The 18,896-nt window shown below is 59.7% G+C and carries 14 protein-coding genes, 1 tRNA gene and 3 pseudogenes; 7 read left to right on the top strand and 11 right to left on the bottom strand.

What is annotated here, in order from left to right; all coding sequences use genetic code 11:
- Positions 1 to 9: 9 nt before the first annotated feature.
- Positions 10 to 291: a hypothetical protein gene (locus tag FS787_RS13020; RefSeq protein ID WP_260982547.1), complete on the top strand. Its 282-nt coding sequence runs from the start codon at positions 10 to 12 to the stop codon at positions 289 to 291.
- A gap of 217 nt (positions 292 to 508) precedes the next feature.
- On the opposite strand, the gene FS787_RS18205 is transcribed toward FS787_RS13020, so the two are convergent.
- Positions 509 to 1,456: a hypothetical protein gene (locus FS787_RS18205; protein WP_260982546.1), complete on the bottom strand. Its 948-nt coding sequence runs from the start codon at positions 1,454 to 1,456 to the stop codon at positions 509 to 511.
- Positions 1,457 to 1,922: 466 nt separating this feature from the next.
- Positions 1,923 to 2,144: pseudogene (locus tag FS787_RS18200) on the bottom strand (nuclease-related domain-containing protein); the annotation flags it as partial.
- A 377-nt stretch (positions 2,145 to 2,521) separates the two neighbouring features.
- Between FS787_RS18200 and FS787_RS18005 the strand changes: the two are divergent.
- Positions 2,522 to 2,770, top strand: a complete 249-nt coding sequence (locus FS787_RS18005; protein WP_222124072.1) for a hypothetical protein — start codon at positions 2,522 to 2,524, stop codon at positions 2,768 to 2,770.
- Between the two features lie 106 nt (positions 2,771 to 2,876).
- Here the strand turns inward: FS787_RS18005 and FS787_RS13005 are convergent, their stop codons facing one another.
- Genes FS787_RS13005 through FS787_RS12985 form a run of 5 tightly spaced genes read right to left on the bottom strand, consistent with a single transcriptional unit; the run spans position 2,877 to position 10,129 of the window.
- A complete protein-coding gene (locus FS787_RS13005) occupies positions 2,877 to 4,250 on the bottom strand; it encodes an RNA polymerase sigma factor (RefSeq protein ID WP_260982545.1) in 1,374 nt (457 codons plus the stop codon).
- A gap of 29 nt (positions 4,251 to 4,279) precedes the next feature.
- The gene (locus FS787_RS13000; RefSeq protein ID WP_144672866.1) at positions 4,280 to 5,011 is read right to left on the bottom strand and encodes a DUF4357 domain-containing protein; all 732 of its coding nucleotides are present in this window, start codon (positions 5,009 to 5,011) and stop codon (positions 4,280 to 4,282) included.
- Entirely contained in the window at positions 5,008 to 5,997 is a 990-nt protein-coding gene (locus tag FS787_RS12995) for a PD-(D/E)XK motif protein (protein WP_144672865.1), read from the bottom strand. Before FS787_RS12995 ends, FS787_RS13000 begins: the two co-directional genes overlap by 4 nt.
- A gap of 3 nt (positions 5,998 to 6,000) precedes the next feature.
- Positions 6,001 to 8,736 (bottom strand): Z1 domain-containing protein, encoded by a 2,736-nt coding sequence (locus tag FS787_RS12990; protein WP_144672864.1) that lies wholly within the window; start codon positions 8,734 to 8,736, stop codon positions 6,001 to 6,003.
- The gene (locus FS787_RS12985) at positions 8,720 to 10,129 is read right to left on the bottom strand and encodes an ATP-binding protein (protein ID WP_186329195.1); all 1,410 of its coding nucleotides are present in this window, start codon (positions 10,127 to 10,129) and stop codon (positions 8,720 to 8,722) included. The genes FS787_RS12990 and FS787_RS12985 overlap by 17 nt, the downstream gene beginning before the upstream one ends.
- A 178-nt stretch (positions 10,130 to 10,307) precedes the next feature.
- Here FS787_RS12985 and FS787_RS12980 point away from each other — a divergent pair, with 178 nt between their 5' ends.
- Together FS787_RS12980 and FS787_RS12970 are read left to right on the top strand one after the other, a co-directional pair.
- Complete coding sequence (locus tag FS787_RS12980) at positions 10,308 to 11,129, top strand: hypothetical protein (RefSeq protein WP_144672862.1); 822 nt, start codon at positions 10,308 to 10,310, stop codon at positions 11,127 to 11,129.
- A 1,131-nt stretch (positions 11,130 to 12,260) separates the two neighbouring features.
- Positions 12,261 to 12,343 (top strand) — tRNA-Leu (locus FS787_RS12970).
- 25 nt (positions 12,344 to 12,368) lie between these two features.
- Here the strand turns inward: FS787_RS12970 and FS787_RS18195 are convergent.
- From FS787_RS18195 to FS787_RS18275, 4 genes and pseudogenes are all read right to left on the bottom strand, one after another.
- Positions 12,369 to 12,518, bottom strand: coding sequence for a hypothetical protein (locus FS787_RS18195; protein WP_260982544.1), 150 nt, complete (start codon positions 12,516 to 12,518; stop codon positions 12,369 to 12,371).
- 120 nt (positions 12,519 to 12,638) lie between these two features.
- On the bottom strand, positions 12,639 to 12,755 hold the full coding sequence (locus FS787_RS18190; RefSeq protein ID WP_260982543.1) for a transposase: 117 nt from the start codon (positions 12,753 to 12,755) through the stop codon (positions 12,639 to 12,641).
- A gap of 565 nt (positions 12,756 to 13,320) precedes the next feature.
- Positions 13,321 to 13,386 (bottom strand): annotated as a pseudogene (locus tag FS787_RS18280) (hypothetical protein); the annotation flags it as partial.
- A 51-nt stretch (positions 13,387 to 13,437) separates the two neighbouring features.
- Entirely contained in the window at positions 13,438 to 13,956 is a 519-nt protein-coding gene (locus tag FS787_RS18275) for a helicase associated domain-containing protein (protein WP_395940353.1), read from the bottom strand.
- Positions 13,957 to 14,472: 516 nt separating this feature from the next.
- On the opposite strand from FS787_RS18275, the pseudogene FS787_RS18180 reads away from it, so the two are divergent.
- The 3 genes and pseudogenes from FS787_RS18180 to FS787_RS12940 all read left to right on the top strand — a co-directional run.
- Positions 14,473 to 15,064 (top strand): annotated as a pseudogene (locus tag FS787_RS18180) (integrase core domain-containing protein); the annotation flags it as partial.
- Positions 15,065 to 15,225: 161 nt separating this feature from the next.
- A complete protein-coding gene (locus FS787_RS12945; RefSeq protein WP_144672858.1) occupies positions 15,226 to 16,902 on the top strand; it encodes a restriction endonuclease FokI C-terminal domain-containing protein in 1,677 nt (558 codons plus the stop codon).
- A gap of 332 nt (positions 16,903 to 17,234) precedes the next feature.
- Complete coding sequence (locus FS787_RS12940; protein ID WP_260982542.1) at positions 17,235 to 18,359, top strand: DNA cytosine methyltransferase; 1,125 nt, start codon at positions 17,235 to 17,237, stop codon at positions 18,357 to 18,359.
- The last annotated feature ends 537 nt before the right edge of the window (positions 18,360 to 18,896 follow it).

The following is an 18,896-nucleotide window of genomic DNA, read 5'->3' as shown; positions in this document are numbered from 1 at the left end:
GACGGGGGAGTGAAGGATTTGCTCTCGGTCTACGACGAGGTCTTCTCGGGTGTTGGGGATGAGCGAGAAGTTTGCCGCCGCGTCGGCAGGATGGTGGCGCTTCGTTTCCCGGATCCTGAACGGCGGCAAGACAGGGCAGGCAGGGTCATCCCGCACGATTTCGTCGTTTTCGAGCCCTTGGCCGATAAGCTGCACTCGGTGGATGACGGCCGCCAGCTGATCTGGCCCGAGGTTGCCGACGAATTCGCGCGGGTCTGGGAGCGGACCGAGCCGCCCTCGACTAGTGGATGAATTCAGCGGAGTAACCACCCGCCAGCACGACCAAGGCTGCCAATTGATCCGACCCGGCGGGGGAATCCGTGCTTTCTGAAAAATCAGAAGGCCCAGAAGTCTATCCCTAAGAACTAGGAACGCTTCGAGGTTCAAGAAGCAAGACTGCCCTACCGACAACGAGATGCCGGGGCGATTCTTGTTGGGTCAAGGGCGGCATAGTAGAAGACCACTCACTTCAGCGGTCGACGGGCGTTGCCGGCGCCCAAGCCTGAGCGCGTGAAAGAGCCGTTTTGAGATCCCGCCCACCGGCCTCCTCCAGCAGATCAGAGTCGCCGACAACCACGAGGAGACTTCGAGCCCGGGACAGGCCAACATAAAGCTGCTCCGCTGCCCGGCTCAGGTCTTTGAAGCCGTTGACACACAGGACAATCACCGACCGTTCCAGGCCCTTGAAGCCGAGAACGTGACCGTAGAACTCGCTTTCGTTTGCATGGAACTCGCGCCAGTATTCGGCGGTGGCCTCCCGGTCAAAGTAACCCTGATGGATGGGATGCCGATCCTTGGTGGTGAGCATCGCGATCTGGTTGTTCGCCCAGCCCTCCTCGATCAGGGCATCGATGCAGTCACCCGCAACGTCGAGGTCGTCTTCGGTGGCGCATTGAACTCGCCGAACGGGCAGACCCGTGCTGCCTCTGGGGGTGAAATGCTCACCTGCAAAGGACTTGAAGGTTTCGGCGATCTTCCGGGTGTTGCGGAGGTTTTCGTCGATGTGGATTGTCACCAGATCTTCGAGGGGGCTCGAGCCATCAGTGGACGGGCTGCCCCAGCGCCGGTAGACGTCCTGGTGATCATCCAGGAAGGCGTAGATCTCGGCGTCGTCCGTGCTGGTGGCAAGCAGCGCTTCCCACCATAGCGGGGCGAAATCCTGGGCTTCATCGACGATGACGGCATCCAGCCGTTGGTTCGGCTGCAGGTCGACCGCGAGATCCTTGAGCAGCTGAGGCAGTTCTTCCTCGAAATAGGAGGAACCCTTCCCGTCCGGCACCCCGAGCCGGCGGGCGTAGTCGTGGAATTCGCCGGTGAAAGCCGGCTTGAGATGGTGCCAGCCCGACACACGATCCTGCAAGTACTGGCTGAGACCCTTGTTGTAGCTGAAGAGGCCACACGCTTGCCCTGCTTGCACAGCATCCGTGCCTTTTCCACGGCCAGCCACGTCTTACCGCTACCGGCGCCGCCTGTGAATCTGATCCGGGGGAGTGACCGAGTAGCCTGCAACAGGATGGACTGCCGCTGGGTGAGATGGTCCTGAGCGTCTTCCAGTTCCTTGGGGTCGCGTGACCCCTCGGAACCGGAGCTGAGGGTACCTTCCAACCGGCGGACAACGCGTTCCATATACGCCGGGGCCAGCGGCGAGGCGCCGCCGCCTTCGCGCTCAATCGCAGACTGGACCAAATCAGCAGGAGATACGATGTCGTTCTGGTCGAGGACCAGCGTGCGAGGGCAACCCGCCATCTCCCAGTCTTGTGGCACCGGGGTGTAGGGAGAGCGGCCATATAGGCGAAGCGGCTGGTCAGCGGGGTGCCGAGCTGGTTGCTAACCCAGTTCTTGAAGGCATGCAGCGAACCCTGGGATTGAACCACGGGACTCAGAATCTTGCGTCTACCGGACTTGTCCGACTGGAACCACTGGCCGTTGTCGACGCTGACCAGGCCGCCCTTTACCTCGATGGCGGCCATGCCGACGCCGGGCCATAGGACCAAGATGTCGATCTCATGTTCCGCGCGTCCGTTCCGAACCTGAACCGAGTGGGCCAAGACCGAGTCATCAGGAAGGCTTTTCTTTAGCGCCTCCCAGAGAATCTTCTCGGCCATCTGCCCATCGTTGAATTCAGGTTCCTCCGGAATGCACTTCACAGTTGCCCCTTACTGCCGCGTCGAAAACGCGTCGAATAGATCCCCAATTTTGGCCCAATCTTATGACGCGCCAGTGTTGTTGCTGAGGACTTCCATGAAGAACGCCTTGGGCCGCGCCCCGGGGAGCACCCGCCGCACATCTTCCAGCGCACGCAAGGGAAAACCCGCCTCCGCCCGAGCCCCGTACAGCGCGGCCACGGCCGGTGTCCGGAACTCCGCGCGGACGCAGTGCGGCTGCACCGTTTTCCCCCCCGGCACGGAAGCGTTCGACGGCGGCTGCCGCAGCCCGGAGTGAAAACCCGGCGTGGGGGTTGTCATCCGCGACGGGGGAATCGATGATCCAGAACGTGGCGTGGTCTTCCGGTGCAACCGCGGGCGCATCCGCAGTTCCCGGCCGGCACAACGAGACGACGGCGTCGATCCCCAGCGCCTGGAATTCGGTGGCGACGGTGAATTTGGAGATTGCGACCGTGGCGGTCTGGATCTTGGGGTCGTTGATCATGGAGAGCGCGATGATGAATTCGTTCCAGCTGTGGATGAAGGTCAGGATCGCGGTGGTGAAGACGCCCGGCGGACCCAACTGAGGGAGCTTCAGCTCGAGGAATCTTGGCGTCCGGCACAGATGGGGTCGAACTGTTAATGACCCCGTAGCTGAGCTTTCTGGAGAGCATAGCAATTTTTCTCCCGGCTTCAGTCTAGGTAGTCCATCAATGCATTTGATCGCGAAGGGTCGCGCAACTTTTCCATGGTTTTTGTCTCTATCTGGCGAATCCGCTCTCGTGTAAGGCCGTAGACGTTGCCTATTTCTTCCAGTGTCTTTGGCTGTCCGTCTGTCAAGCCGAAGCGCAAGGCAACAACGCCGGCTTCACGCTCGGACAACGTGTCCAGCACCGAGTGCAGCTGCTCCTGCAGCAGCGTGAAGCTGACGGCGTCGGCCGGGACCAGGGCGTCGGAGTCCTCGATGATGTCGCCAAGCTCGGTCTCGCGTTCATCGACGATCAGGTGTAGGGAGATCGGCTCGCGGCCGTACTTCTGGACCTCCACGACCTTTTCCGGAGTCATATCCAGCTCGAGGGCCAACTCTTCCGGCGTGGGTTCGCGGCCGAGGTCCTGCAGCATCTGGCGCTGGACGCGAGCCAGCTTGTTGATGACTTCCACCATGTGCACCGGGATACGGATGGTGCGGGCCTGGTCTGCCATGGCGCGGGTGATCGCCTGGCGGATCCACCAGGTGGCATAAGTGGAGAACTTGAAGCCTTGGGCGTAGTCGAACTTCTCGACCGCACGGATCAGCCCCAGGTTGCCTTCCTGGATCAGGTCCAGAAAGAGCATGCCGCGGCCGGTGTAGCGCTTGGCCAGCGAGACGACGAGGCGGAGGTTGGCCTCCAGCAGGTGATTCTTGGCGCGTTTGCCGTCGTAGACGATAAACATAAGCTCACGCTTGGACTTCCGGTCCATGGTTCCGTCGTCGGTTGTTATCTTGTGTTCGGCCAACAAGCCGGCCTCAATACGTAACGCGAGGTCCACTTCATGCTCGGCCTCTAACAGCACAAACTTGCCGATCTGCTTCAGGTAGTACCTGAGAGGGTCGGCGGTGGCGCCGGCCGACATGATCTGCTCAGCGGGCGAATCATCGTCATTCGCATCAGAATAAGTGAACCAGTCCCCTCCGGGTCCTCGCGTTTCGTGAACGTCCACATGCTGGTCGCCGTCGACTGTAAAGTGCGGTGCGGGCTCATGAATCTTTACTGGTTTGAGGCAGTTGTCGGCGTTCTGGGGAACTTCTTCGGTGAGACTAGCACCGACATGCGAAGAGCGTTTCACGAACCCGGGTTGCTTCGAGTCGAGCAGCCACCTTTCGATTCTGAATGCCATTGACTCGGAGGGCGCGGCGCTAGCCGTCGACACGGGTTCGTCGCCCGGAGCTTGGGCCAATTCCTCCCGTGCGCTTGGTGGGACGTTGCCTGCATTGCGCCCCGCCCACACTCGGTCGCTTTCAAGGAGAGAAGAGACAAGCCTGAGTGAATCTTCGAAATCACTAGCTTGGTCGAAGACAACGCCCACGGCAGCGGAGCCCAAATTGACTCTCTGCGTCAATTTAGATCGCCGAGATTTCTGAGAGTAGTACCGGCCTGGTCGACCCACATGTCGAAGCCGTTCGTCGGAGAACCACACAGAACACTCGCCGCTTGCAACGGTGACGGGAAAAACATATGTCGGTTGACGACATACTGATCGTCGTTCAAAGGCTCCCACATTTCCCACTCGACCATTCGCTCGCGGAGAGTTTTGAGAGTGGTGCTGAGAGACGAAGCCGTCACCGTGCTCGCCCTTGAGCCCGCCAGAACTACGATTCCGGTTGCGTTTATCAGTGCGTTCGCATCGGCGTTCTTGGTCGAAAGCCTAAAACGGGTCGCGCCGGCGAATCCAGCTCCGCTCGTCATCTGGTACCCCTTAGTTGGGTACCAGTGTCCCTCCCGTACCAATCCTGCAATCATTTGCCTTAGGGACCAAATGACAGCTCCGGCTTCGTCTAAGTTGACGTTCAGGGAAAGAGGTAGGGAGTCCTCGTTGGCAAAGGCGACCAAGATTCTCATCAGATTCTTCCGAGGGATCGCCTCGATAGTGGGCTCATCGATTTCGGTGAAAGTCGACACGACGGAGAAAATATGGAGGACTCGCCGCAAAGGGAGCTGCCCGGTCCATGCCCCGACGTAGGTTCCCGACCGCCCTTCAATCAGGGCAAGCCCGTCAGGCCACATAGACAGTTTCCAGTTGTCGTATGCGTCTTCTAGGTCGAATACGAGACTTTCTATGAGCATCATCCAGCATCCTGCGTCGGAGCAAGTCGCCCGGCAGCGAATCCGGACGGGGCACTGGCCTTCAGCCAGTCTGAGCACGCAGCTAGATCCAGTGCGTAGTTAACGTCGTCCACCCCGGAAGGCAAAGGGACAGAGAAAGAGCTACGCGTCAGCCGAGGAAAACCAGGCTCCACTTGGTACAGACGCTCAGTCAGTACTCTGAAAGAGGCTCCGGTCAAGCTGCCTTCTCGGTAACCAGTGAATGTGAGGCGGCGTCTAAAATCGGCGCGGGCGAGTTGCTGTTGCCCAAGCATTTGCTCGATTTCGGTGACTAGTGATTCTACCGACAAAACAGATTCGGGATCTGACGCAAGTTGCATGCTGAATAAGTAGAGGTCGGCATCCGCCACGTCATCTAGCTGATCCAAACTCGAAATCCGATGCGTCGGAAATCCGTCAGATCGGCTCAGCGTCGCTTTCACTTCAACGGCCGTGTTGGGCCAGCGGAAATCGTGAATGGCCATTTCTGGGCCCGTCCACGAATCAATGGGAGCCGTCATACCCATCCAATGGCGGATGAACCACAGCTCGGCGAATAGCCCTGCTTCCTGTTGTAACGACAGGCTACTCTTTTCTGCTTCCCAGAATGCCTTCCATGACTGCAGTACTTGCAATGCACTTGTAAATGCATCACTACCCGTTTCTATGCGTGACGCCAGATCGAAAGCAAGACTTGAAAAGGCCTCATGCTGTGAGGGGTCGAGTGATTCAATGTCGATCCACACCATAGCGTTCTCTGAGGCAATCCGCAGTTCCCGGGTTGTGGCCCGAACCGCCTTCGTCTGCAGCAACGCCATCCCAGCCTCGCTCGAGGTGGTCGAAACCAGGATGTGGCGTTGGGAGCCCTGGTCGACGGCCAACCATACGAGACGATTCAGTGGGTGTCGTTTGGCTTTCAGAGCGGCGGTGGGAGTCACTATTTCTGACCAGATTTCACCTTCAATACTCATGATCTAGCTCTGCAGACTAGACGGGACTCGTGAGCTGGGCCTACCAACTACGTAGTCGATGGACAAGTCATTGCTCGAGGTAGGGAAGGACAACGCCATTCCAACGACGGTAGGAAATCCATCGGGGTTGTCGAACAGTGGCGCACGATTGTCTCTCTTCTCGGAAGGGCGCGAGTATGGGCTGATCGGATAAATCACAAGCAAGCCCTGACTCGGTGATCTGCTTAGGCGCACCGCCGCGCCGACCTTCATGACCTTTCCGCCGTCGAGAAGAGACTGCGCCTTGTCCAACTGTGCTTGGTCCATTCCCCAGGCCTCGACGTAGTTGCCTAAACGTCTCCCACTTGCCCCGGTGACGAGCGCACCCACCGAGTGACTCGCTTTGTTCAAGCGGGTACGACTGATCCGGTTCACACGAAGCAACGGGTTCCCTCCGAAACCCTCAGTACCCAAATAAGGGTCCGGATTGGCATTCCCAGCGATGGCAACCGTCCAGTTAGTCAACTCATCGGCCCTCTGCGCCTGCAGGAGAACGTAATTTGACAGGTTTGCCATGTCAAAGCCTTCATTGCCCTGCGCAGCTTGAAAGCGCTGAAGGAACGGAACGATGTAACTAGCGGGGACGTTGACCCATAAGGGCCGCCCATCCTGGATCGTGCTAGGTGCATCCAAGTGGTTAAAGAATTGGCTAGTCAGCGATAGATTCTGGTCCAAGAGTTCCGCACTGTCCAAATCAAAATGGATCGTCTGGATTAGTTGCCCAGAGTAGGAAAGTTTCACATGGGATCCTGTCCCCATCCTGTTACGTGCCGTCACCAGCATTGCCGGGTGGGCGCGAATTTTCGGGGCCATATCCAGAGGAGTCAATCCCCGAGCTGCGTAAGTGCCTATTTCGTCTCGCAAGTCATCTTCTACTAGGGATAGGTGCTTGAATTTTTCGAATATTTCTTCGCTGGTCCACAAGCGAGTCAGATCAGCGTATTTTCCGCGATATCCGAACCATCGCCCCATTTGCAGCAGGGTGTCATAAGCGGCGCTGGACCGGACATAGAAACTTACCAGCAGGTTCTCGAGAGTTAGACCGCGACTCAATCGATTTCCTCCGACTAGGATCAGCTTCTGGTGAGGGTCGGCGTCGTAGTCCAGCATGTCCTGGGAGGAGCTATTCAGAGCTAGCACCTTGACTGGCGTTCGGGATCCAAGTAGGTGATCGATTCCAGGGAGCAACGCGTCATAGGAGATTGGGGGAAACCTGTTGAAATCAGCAGAAGTAGGCACGAAGTCCTCCTCCCACATCAGACGTAGCGTCTGCGACAATTTCTCACGTGAGTACGTCCACTCGTTAACGAGTTCAGCGAACTGGCCTACAAGTGCCGTCTTCAAATCGTTCTGCTTTTGAATGCTTGAACTGGTATGTATCAGCATACTGCTTAGCTGGGTGCCATTTCGGTAATCGTTGGCAGCCGACGCAAGAATCCAGTTCAGAAGGGCCGCCATCAGGGAGGCAGAGACCGTGGGTTTCCATAGTCTGGCCATAGATGGTGGCGGGGCCAACGATGCCACCTCGTTATCTGGAATGAAACGAATTACATTGAGCTTGGATTGCCCGTTGCTTTCTTCGCCATTTCCAAAGAAACGTGATGCTCCGAAATAAGTGGCCGGCCTACTCAAGCTAATTATGAACTCGCTTGGGAACAAGTCTCGCCCGTGCGCGGCAGTACTGGCGTCAGGATCTATAAGTACGTTAGCAAACGGTGTCGCGGTATATGCGACGTAGGAAACCCGTCGGAATTTGTTAGTGATCTCACGAATAAGGCCGTTGATGGTTGACGGGTCTATTTCGTTGGCATCACTTGTTTCGTCGACGTCGTCGGCGGTCAAGTCGGTCTGCTCGGTGAGGGGCGTACTCGTGTTGATTGAAGCTTGATCCGCTTCGTCGTCGATGATCAGAGTAGGAGTGTCGGCCGGCACTCGTTCCAGCCACTTCGCTAGCCGACGAAGCACAGTCGCGTTCTTCTTCACCACCATGAGGCCACGGGAGCCCTGAGCCAACGGTCCCGGGTTGGTTGCGGGTTTGAAGTCACCGCCTTCTTCGGAAGATGTTATGCCCCACCACTCTTGAGCCGGCATCGGATAGCCAACGCTGTCCGGCCCGTCAACCAAGCCGAGCTCTCGGTCCAATCGAATCTGCGTCTGTTGGCGCAGGCTATTGTGGATGCCCGAAAGGACGATAACAAGTTTGTACCCCCGGTCAGCGGCTTTCGCGACAACCGCAGTGAAGTTGGCGGTCTTGCCGGACTGGACATATCCCAGCACCAACCCCCGCACGTCAAACGGAGCGGGTTTTCCCGTGGGATCAATGAGTAGAGGATCCTCTATGTGGCTGAGTACTAGGTCGGACTCCTTGTGTAACGAATTGACTTCGTCGAGGGACCGTCCTTTCTTGTCAATCAAGAAGGTCCGAAGTCGGCCCCAATAGTAGCCCTCGGAAGACTCGTAGTCTTTGAACCAGGGACGGGCCCCCCCACCGCGGGGCACCAGAGAGATCGGTTCCAGGAATTCGGCCTCGTCGTCGCCAGTGCCCAAAGGGTCCTCGAACCTGCGTTTGAGATCAGCGTGGGTATTCGTCGGGGCAAGGTGTAGATGATCGGAATAGGTTCCGCCAAACGTGTCTGTGTGTACCGTAATGACACGTTGCCATTTATCCAGGGTCTCCTGGAATTCACCAACCGAGTTCACGTGCCGTCCTCTCGTCAGACGATGCCAGGGCCTTCAGGATTGCTTCTAGGGCTGACTCATGCCCCGTGACCTTCGCAGCAGTTTCGAGGGCAAACCGTCGACGGGATTGTTCAGTCTCTCGAAGAGTCGCAACTGGCCAAGGCGCGAACGGTCCGAGCCCGCCTTGTTGCGCCGTACCCGACGTAGTTCGGGGGACGGCGACTCCGGGCCGTTTCGGCGGCGTCAACGGGGGCGGTGTTGAGCCGGGACCCAGCGCGGGGAGCTTGTTTCGTTCTTTGGCGTTGTAAGCAAGGTCCGCAGCCTTCCGGATGGGCCCAACGAAGGCCTTGACTTCGTCCTTTAGCTGAGCTGGCAGTGTCACCCTCATCTTAGCGATGTTGATGCCGAATGCATTGTCTAGTTGCGGCGGGAAGTCTACCGTCACTCTAGCCAGTTTGTAGTGTTCGTTAGGCGTCAGAAGCCCGCACCAGCCACCCGACTGAATCATCCGGTTTGCCCGATATATGTAGAACCCCTGCTGATTGTTCCACTTCTTAGGACCAGACAGCAGTTCGTGTTCTTTGGGGTCGTTGAATTGTTCTTTTGCCGGCAAAATGTACGGTTGCATCTCCACGATGCCACCCCACCCCACACCAGCTAGCGGGAAGTCCTGAGCAGTCAAGGTCTGCGTTTTCTCATGCCAAGTTGCGAAGGGATCCCAAGGGTCCAGTTCCAGTCCATTGAGGACGATGCGGAATTCGGCAGGATGTTGATGCTTCGTTCGCTCGTCTCCGGACAGAAAGCGATGGAAAACCATGGCGAGATGCAAGCCAAGACCTCTGTGGTGATCGAAGAAAGCATTGCGCGCTTTATCCATATTGTTGGTACCTCCCAGCAGTCGATCCAGGTTCGACCACACGATCACCGTTCCGTGCGTCTCGGCCAGCCAGTCGCTGGCAATGGTCGGTAACGTCTCAGTCCCCTGCCGGATGACTTCCCAATTGTTCGTCGTTTCGATGTGGTCAATATCGAACCGGAGAACATCCACTGCGTGCCCAATGCCGCGAGGCCTTGAACCTACTTGCAGAACTTTGCACTGGGAGATGCTGGCTGTCTTAAGGCCAAGGCCGAACTTGCCCAGATCGTCCGAATCATAGTCTTGATCGGAACCCAATCTCATTGCCTCTTCAAGTTGAGCCCGGGTCATTCCGTCGCCGTTGTCGGAAATCACCAAGTAGCTGTGGTGGCTATCCCACACCATGTCGATTCGGACTTCAGTTGCTTGGGCAGCAATCGAGTTGTCAACTAGATCAGCGACGGCCCCGTTGAACGTGTAACCGATGTCTCGATACCCCTGAACCAACCGCTTCGCGTTCGGAACGATTTGAACGACCTCTTGCTGCAAAATTTTCATCCCCGATCTCATGCTGAAGGCCCCAGAAAGCGGTCCCGCAGACTCTTGCTCTCCGGCACATGATAGTCAGCGTCGGCTTCCATGTGCTGCTGCTGGCGCGCGACGCGCCCGCTAGCGTCCTGGTTGGAGCCCATTGCGTCGTAGACATCTGACAGAATCACTGTCTGAAGGGGGCATCATGACCGAAAGCCAGTGTCTCAACGTGGAGCGAACATCAGAGCGCCTGGAGCCAGGACACGGATACACCCGGAGGCAACTTCGGGATGAGTTCTCTGTTCCCCGCTCGGTGGTCATAACGGCGAGTTTCCTCCCAAGCGGATTCAGCTCCATTTGGATATTTCTTGCTGAGCAAGATGCTGCCAACGGATTGGAGATTCCCTGCTCGATTGCTGAAACTTCCGTACAACTTCGGACCACGCTCGCCGCTGACACTGCGCGGCTGCTGGCTCAGCACCAGGCCCGCGGGTTGGAGCTGCTTGCGTTTCTTAGAAAGAGATTGGACTCAGCGCGTCCAGTGTATGAGTATTTGGGAACGCACACTTTCTCGTCAGAAGGCGGGTTGAGTCTCGTCCCAACAGCTTTGAAGGTCGGCGTCGTTGAGGGGCAAGGGAGGGGGCAAGAGCCGCATTCCATGGAAGTGGAAAGCGGGGGTGAACGAGGTGCCATGGTCCCGTTGGGTATCTATCAGATGCTTACGCCAGAATGCGCAATCACGGGGTCCAAGGTTGATTTTGTCCTCGTGGCAACGCCTATTGAACCGACTTTGCCAGCAAAACTCGAAGATGGGCTCAACGTGCTGATGTTGCGCACGGACATAGCCGAACTGTTCAAGCGAAATCTAGTTGCGATCGACCCCGGTTCAATGACAGTGCGAGTAGGCAGTGCGCTGGGCCGGTCCGAGTACGCTCTGCTCAGTGCCGCGACGGTGTCCGGCAACTCACAAAGCGCTCCGAGCCGAATCGCGCTCGCGGCGCATCTAGCCAAGTTTATGGATACCTGAGCATCCCTGTCCCCACTTCCGAACTCGGCGCTCGGGGCATACATTCGGGCGCGACTCAGACTGGCTGGGGGAGCACGTGAGCACAGAACACCTCGTCGTCTACGGAGAACTTTCCTTAGATTTAACCAGGCTTGCACCATCAGCGTATTTCGTCGATTTCTCCGTCCCCATCTGTTCCGCTACGTGGAATTACGCCATCCCCGAGCCTGACTCATCGGTGACAGCGGACGGCCATCGGTAAGTCATCATAATGAGGTCTACGAGTTGCCAGGCAACGGTTTGATCTAACTGGATCACTTGGCTGACCTTCGGCTCAGACTGCCGCGAATCAGAACCGTAAGTGGCCAAGTGAATTAGTGCACCCCGGGAATCTGATTCAACGACTTGGTATTTGCAGTCGACCTCAGTGAGGTTTTCCCGTGCGTTTCCGTCGCCCGGGACAAGTGATCTAATGATTGCCATTTGCCCAGGATAGGCTATGCGGAATTTTCCGACGGAACAATAATCCGTACATGCGGAACTGAGGGCGATGAACGAAGCCGGACCGGCGAAGGCAAACTCGTTCGGTGTGGCTCAGCTCCATCGCACCATCGGGACGCTGTCGACAGGGTACGCCTTCAACCTTGCAGTGCATGGCTTCGAACCCGAACTTCTCCCGATCTGATCCGGCTTCAGCCGCCAGAAATACTGCTCCTCCAGCAAAAGGAGCAGCTCGTACTTCCAGGTCTCTTCCAGGCCCTCGTCGGTTCCGCGCGCGGCCTCATGAAGTACGACGGGCCGATCATGAGATCGCGATTCGTATCTTCGATCTCGTTGTTCAGTCGAGTGCCAGGTCCCGATATCTGACGCCCCGAATCAACAATGCATATGCGAGGCCGACGGTAGCCATGCAGGCAGAGCCTAGGTGTCCTTTCAAAGTTGCATACTTTTACTCGACCCAAGTTGCAGTGACCCGAGTCCGTCCTTCCACTAGTGACAGCCGGAAGCCGGGCTGTTCCTTTGGCGCAACCCGACGACGCGGTCCCGGGCTACTGGCGAAGACTCATGAAGTTCATGCTAAGGTCTTATGGTCTTGCTTTGGAGGGAGCCGAACGCCGAAGGGCGGGTTGTGCGCTCCCCGAATTATCACTCGCGCGGGTGGCGGAATGGCAGACGCGCTAGCTTGAGGTGCTAGTCCCCGAAAGGGGGTGGGGGTTCAAGTCCCCCTTCGCGCACCGGTGTGAAGTCTCGGGACATCGACTACAGATCTGCCGAGACATCGCTGACACCCCCGGTCTTCGGACCGGGGGTGTTTTGTCTTTTCGTCCGGTAGCCGACAGTGGGGTCGATGGTGGATTCGGCGAGGATTTCACCGGTGCCGTGCTCGACGTCGGCGTCCAGGAAGAGCAAGATAATGCGCTTGTGCTTAAGGGTTCGGCCTATGCCGATGTGCCGGAGGTGTCCGGCATGACGGAGGGTGACCTTCCCGTCCGCGTCGACGCGGTCGGTGCGGATCCGCCAGTGTTCGCCTTAGGCGGCGATGCTGGGCGCGGCCTTGGGGGTTGCTTCGTAGGCTTCGGAGGGTGTGCGGCGTTTGAGGGCCCGGTGCGGCCGTTCGTGGTTGTAGATGTGGCGGAATTTGGCCAAGGCCTCGTCCGAGTCGGCGATCGTGTGGGCGCCGGGAGGGTCTGGTGGAAGCGCTCGATCTTGCCCTGGTTTGGAGGTGCCTGGGGCGGCCGTTCTTTTGGGTGATGCACAGGGATGCGATGAGGGTTTCGAAGGCGTCGCGTCCTGCGTCCGCCGGCGAGGCGGGTGGTGTAGACCAAGCCGTTGTCGGTAAACGCGGAGGCGGGCAGGCCGTGCTCATGCGAGGTGTCCAGGAACGCATCGACCACGGCCGTTCCGGTGACCTTGGGATGGGCGGTGAGGTGGAGCAATAGCGGGAGCGGTCGTCGATATAGTCCAGGATCTCCACCCCGGTGCCGTCGGCCAGGGCCCAGTTGGTGAAGTCGGACGGCCACATCTCATTGGGCTGGGCCATGGTGAAGCGGCGCAGCGAGGACCCGGGTCGCTTGTGCAGTTCCGGGACCACGGTGCCTGCGGCGCGCAGGGCAAGGATGCGGGCCTGCACGGCCCCGGTCGTGGCCAGCGGGTTGGTGCGCGGCCGGCGGGAGCGGGGCTCGAGGCCCGCGTCGCCCTCGGCCGGGTATCTGGCAAGGAGTTCGTGGACCAACTGGCGGCCGACGCCGTACCGGCGGGCCGCCTCTGATTTGGACATTCCGGCATCGAGTAGGGCCAGGACGATGACCTTGTTTTTCGACATGGCCCGTCAACGGCCGGGGTGTCGCCGCTGTCCCGGGACACGAGCTGGGGCCACCGTCGTCCGATCCCTCGAGGCTGCCGTGGGGCCGGACGCCGCCGGTCCAGTCCCCGTAGGTGGATCACCCACCACAAAAGCATCCTGCTGGACAGGCATCACGGCAGCGTCCCCAGAACCGTCGTTGAGCTTTTTCACCCGCCAGGCGTTCCATCCCGGTACGGTCGAGTCCAACTGTGAGAGTGCCTCCGTCTGCAGCTGGCCCGCGCCGAAAGTCTGACGCTGAGCATGGAGCCACACTCCAAGGACACGCTCGCTCTCGGGCACTGGCCGGCGGAACTGCGGCCAGCGACCCTCGGAAGCCCGGAAGGCCCGTAGCTCCTCGAGGCGCCGATTCCACCGCTCCGCGTCCGACCTCGACCTTGGGCTGTCCTCCCAGCCTGGCAGGACAGCCAGCAACTGCCGCTCTGCTTCGTTCAAATCACCGGCACGGGCCGCACGGCGTCGGATGGATAGCCAGTTGGCCAGCATCCGGTTGGCCGGGTCTGGGTCCCGCGAGGTCGGATACTTTTGGTGCCCGTCCCAGAAGGCCATTAAGGCATCAATTTTGGGTTGCCAGCTCCGCCCGATGGTGCGGTGCCCCTTGGCGGGGCGATGAGCCAGATGCTCGACTTCCATGCCAGGGTACTGGGCCCGCTGAACTCTGATGTGCCTGCTAACGGTCTGCGGTACGACATTGCACAAGGTGGCTATTCGTCCCACGGTCAAACCCTTGCGGTACATCAAATCCCACTCCGGATGACGAGACTCGCCCCGCCAGAAGGCTCCGCCAGAATCCATGACAACAGAGTAGGTGATGGCGGACCCCTGTCCAGAACCAGAGCAACACAAACACGATCAAACGGCTCGATCCGCAACGAACCGATCGGCGCCGACTCACGGTGCGAAGCTCACCGTGTCACGCCCCTGCAACGCGGTAACGCGCATCTCAGTGGCGGGACGACGCCGGACGTTCAACTCTCGGCTACTCACTTGATATGACGAAATCCGCTGGCGATGATCCACGTCGACGTGAAAAAACTCGGCAACATCCCGAACGGGGCGGCTGGCGCTACGTAGGGCGGCATCAGGGAGACCGGAACCGGGCGCAGACGCCGGACAACCCGCGCAGCCTGAACCGCCACGCCGGGATCGGGACGGCGTACGTGCACACGGTCATAGACGACCACTCCAGGGTCGCCGACGCCGAGATCCACGGCGATGAAACACCGGCCACCGCAGCGGGAGGGCTCAGGCGTGCAGTGTCGTGGTTCGCCGCCCGCGGCGTCACCGTTGAGCGGGTCCTCTCCGACAACGGGCCGGCCTACAAATGCCATCTCTGGCGGGACACCTGCCGGTAGCTGGACATGAAGGCCAAGAAGACCCGGTCCTACCGGCCCAAGACCAACGGCAAGATCGAACGCTTCCACCGCACCCTCGCCGACGGATGAGTATTCCAACGCTTCTACGCCACAGAATCAGCCCGCAGAAACGCCCTCCCGGCATGGCTGCGCCACTACAATCACCACAGGCCTCCACCGCAATCGGAGGCCACCCGCCCATCAGCCGATTAACTAACCTGCCTGGGCAGTACATCTAGGGGCTCAGGGGCCGAAGGTGCTACGTTGCTGGGAGCCGCAGAACTCGGTGAAGTGGACCGCGACCATCGAAGACATGCACCACCAGACTAAGACATTGGGGGAAGTCTGCTCGATAGGATGGTCCAGTATGCATTCACCTCGATGACCACGGAGATCAGACATGCCCGCGCTTCCCTACTGGTGGATGACCCGACCGCACCGCAAGCTGATCCGCATACCTAAGGCGCTGGCGGCGTTCGCCGGAGTGGGGGCGGGCCAGGAGTGGACCGGCAACAGGGATCTTCAAATCGAGTTCGAGACTCTGCTGGAGCAACTGGACCTCAAGCGCCGCGGGGATCACACCGAGCGAGCGGTCGGTCGAGGCGGCAGCGGTGGCAGGACCCACGCCAATTTGCTGTACTCTCTGGGCCTGTTCTTCTACCACCGGGAGACAGCTGGGGCGGACGAAGAGGTGCACCTGACGCTGGCGGGCCAGGCGCTGGTGGATCAGGAGGATGCTCTGCCGATCCTGCGGAAGCAGGTGCTCGCATACCAGTTCCCCTCTGCATTCTCGGTCTCCCGAAGCGTCGACGTGGACCGGAAGTTCCGGCTTCGCCCCTTCGTGATGCTCCTGAAGCTGTTGAAGCACCCTGACCTTGGCGGCTACCTCACCGACCGCGAGATCGCCACGTGCGTCATCGGCTACGCCGTATCGCACTCCGACCGCGAGGCCGCCAAGATTGCCGAGCGCATTCTCCGCTACAGGGCCTACGGCGCTTTGTCTCTGGATTCGGACTTCGCCCAGACGATGAAGCCTCCGAGGAGCCGGGCGCAAAGGAGCGCAGAGGAGCTGGTCAACACATCCTTGAAGGACATCGCCAACACCGCCGCACAGTGGATCCGGTACACCGGGTTCGCGACTCTCGCCTCGGGAGAGGACTACGGCGCGGAAGAGAGGACGGTCACCGCGCTCAACCCCGCCATGGAGAAGGAGATCGACGCGGCGATCGAGGAGTGGTCCTCGAAGCCCTTGCTGAAGATGCATGAGCCGGAGGGCGACAAATTCGCCGCCCAGGAGGCTGCCAAGGCGTTCCAACGCACTTACGGTGTGAAGGTCGGCATGGTGAAGGACCAGCGTGCGATCCGAGACATCCGCGGCAAGTCCGCAGCAGATAGGACGTTGGGTCTGGTATCGGCATCTTTGACGCACCTGTACGCGACCCAGATCGTCACCGAGCCGACCGGTGAGGTCATCGACGCCGTCGTCAACCATACGGGCCTGGACCGCCAGACTGTGGTGAAAGCGCTGTCCGGTCTCATCAGCAGCCCAGCCGCCGGCGTCAGCGCGTTCCTCGACCGATACGAGCAGATGGCATTTTCCGGTACCGAGGAGGCGATCAACTTCGAGAAGGCCACGGCGCACGTCCTTGTTCAGACTTTCGGCCTGGGCTCCCGCCATGTCGGACAGACCGGCACCGTGCCCGATGTGGAGGTCTGGTCCGAGACCTGGGGTGGCATCATCGACACCAAGGCCTATGCCGCCTACGACCTACCGCACGACCATCAGTTGCGGATGCACGCCGACTACGTGCCAGACTACGCCGGCGGGGTCCAGGGCAAGCCGCTGGAGTTCTTCCTGTACGTCTCAGGCGGATTCACACCCAACTTCAACGCGAAGCTGCGCAACGTTATCGCTAGAGCGGGAACCGCAGGATCGGGAATCGCTATCCAGCCCTGGCGTCAGCTCATCAGCGGCTACCCCGACAGCAACCTTACCCACGAGGATCTGCGCAAACTCTGGTCGATCGGGCGAGAGATCACCTCCGCGGACGTCGCGGAATACTTCTCCAGCTCATAAGCACCCGCTGCCCAGGCAGTCAATATGCTGGACGCGCACCGGCAGCGGGTACGCACCCCGGGGCCTCACCTACCCGATCCTTAAATGCCCACAACCCGATGCCCCTGCCGCCGCTCCAGAGACCTTAGGCGCCTTCCAAGTGGCGAATCGGTCGCACGTGAGTCACCGACGTGCTGAACATCATAACGATCCCAGGGATGGCGCGAGACCGCCTCTTTGCCTTCGACGGTGATGCCACAAGAGGCGATTTTCCCTACTCAGCCGGAAAGGGATGATACCGGCCGGGGACTGCGAAGCTGCGAGAAGGCAATCGCGCAGATAGGATGGGACCTGTGACCATCGCACCCGAAACCTCCACCAAAACCACCGCAGAGACGTCCATGAGCACTGAGGCCAGAATTTTCCGGTTCGGCGAGCTCTTCTCCGGTCCGGGCGGGCTCGGACTGGCAGCGAAGCTGGCATCCCGACCCGGATTCAAGATCGTCCACCAGTGGGCCACCGACTACGACGCCGACACCTGTCGCACCTATGCCCACAACATCTGCGGCGACCCCGACGACGAGTCCGTAGTCCACGCCGACATCCGGAAACTGGACTACGAGGTGCTCGAAAAGCTCGGCGGGATCGACGGCCTAGCCTTCGGCTTCCCCTGCAACGACTTTAGCCTCGTGGGCGAGCGGAAAGGCTTCGACGGCGAGTACGGCCCGCTATATACATACGGTATCAAGGCTCTAAAGAAGTTCAGGCCCGACTGGTTCCTTGCCGAGAACGTCGGCGGCATTCGTGCCGACGGCGGAGTCGCACTCAAGCGCATCTTCTCAGACATGGTTGATGCGGGCTACCGCATCTATCCGCATTACTACCGGTTCGAGCAGTATGGGGTCCCTCAGGCTCGACACCGCATGATCGTCATCGGCATCAAGAAGGAGCTGGACGTCGAGTTCAAGGTGCCCAGCCCGAATCCGTACGCAGATCGAGACGTCAGCGCCAAAAAAGCTCTTAAGGGCATTCCTAAGTGGGCCACCAACCAGGAGCCGACGAAGCAGTCAGACAACGTCATCGAGCGACTGGGGCACATCCCGGCCGGAGGCAACGCCTGGCACGCTGACATCCCTGAACACCTTCAGATCAAGACCAACACAAAGCTGTCCTCGATCTACCGGCGACTGCACCCTGAAAAGCCCGCTTACACGGTCACTGGTTCCGGAGGCGGCGGAACCCACATCTATCATTGGTCGGAACCCCGAGCCCTGACCAACCGCGAACGCGCCCGCCTTCAGACATTTCCGGACAAGTTCATCTTCCACGGCTCCAAGGAGTCCGTACGAAAGCAGATCGGAATGGCCGTACCGGCCGAAGGGGCTCGGGTGATATTTGAGGCTCTGCTCGACAGCTTCGCAGGCGTCGAGTATGAGTCTGTCGAGCCGTCGCTGGCTGATCTCCTCCCTGAGGTGTGAGGGCCGTCCAGGGGAAACTCCCCGCGGTGTCTGCTAAAAGACGAACCCGAATCTGCGGCACGCCGGCTGGACCCTAACTAGATCGGTGTCTGACGCTGGTCCTTGAGGAGTGCGCTTGTCCGCCCGGCGGCTGGCCGGGGCGTTGAAAGAGGTCCCCAGCTGTCCGGTCCATGAAACTGCCTTCGGGATCACTTTCTGGGGGAGGAAGGCGTCCGGCTCGGGACCGTCGCACGTCAGCCCCGGCAGCATGAACTAGAGGTTGGGGTGTCCACGTAGAACGAGTCCCACCGGTCCTGCCACTCCCCGCCGGAGCCCATCCCGCCGCTCCAGCACCTGATGCTCCACGCTGTGCGGGACCAGCCGGTAGCTCGTGACCGGCACCGCTGCCCTGCCCCGATCGCCAGGGTGGGAACTCGCGGCGGAGCCTGACGCCGGGCGGCTGCGTCGAGGATTGCAGGAAGGGCCGCGCACGGAAGCGGAGCGGGGCGGCCGACTTTAGTGCAGAACGTCCGGTTCTTCCGAAAGCGCGGGACACTG

This window comes from Arthrobacter sp. U41 (genome assembly GCF_007679325.1).
Taxonomy (GTDB): Bacteria; Actinomycetota; Actinomycetes; order Actinomycetales; family Micrococcaceae; genus Arthrobacter.
The sequence above is the reverse complement of the archived record's forward strand: the minus strand, read 5'-3'. Positions and strand labels throughout refer to the sequence as shown.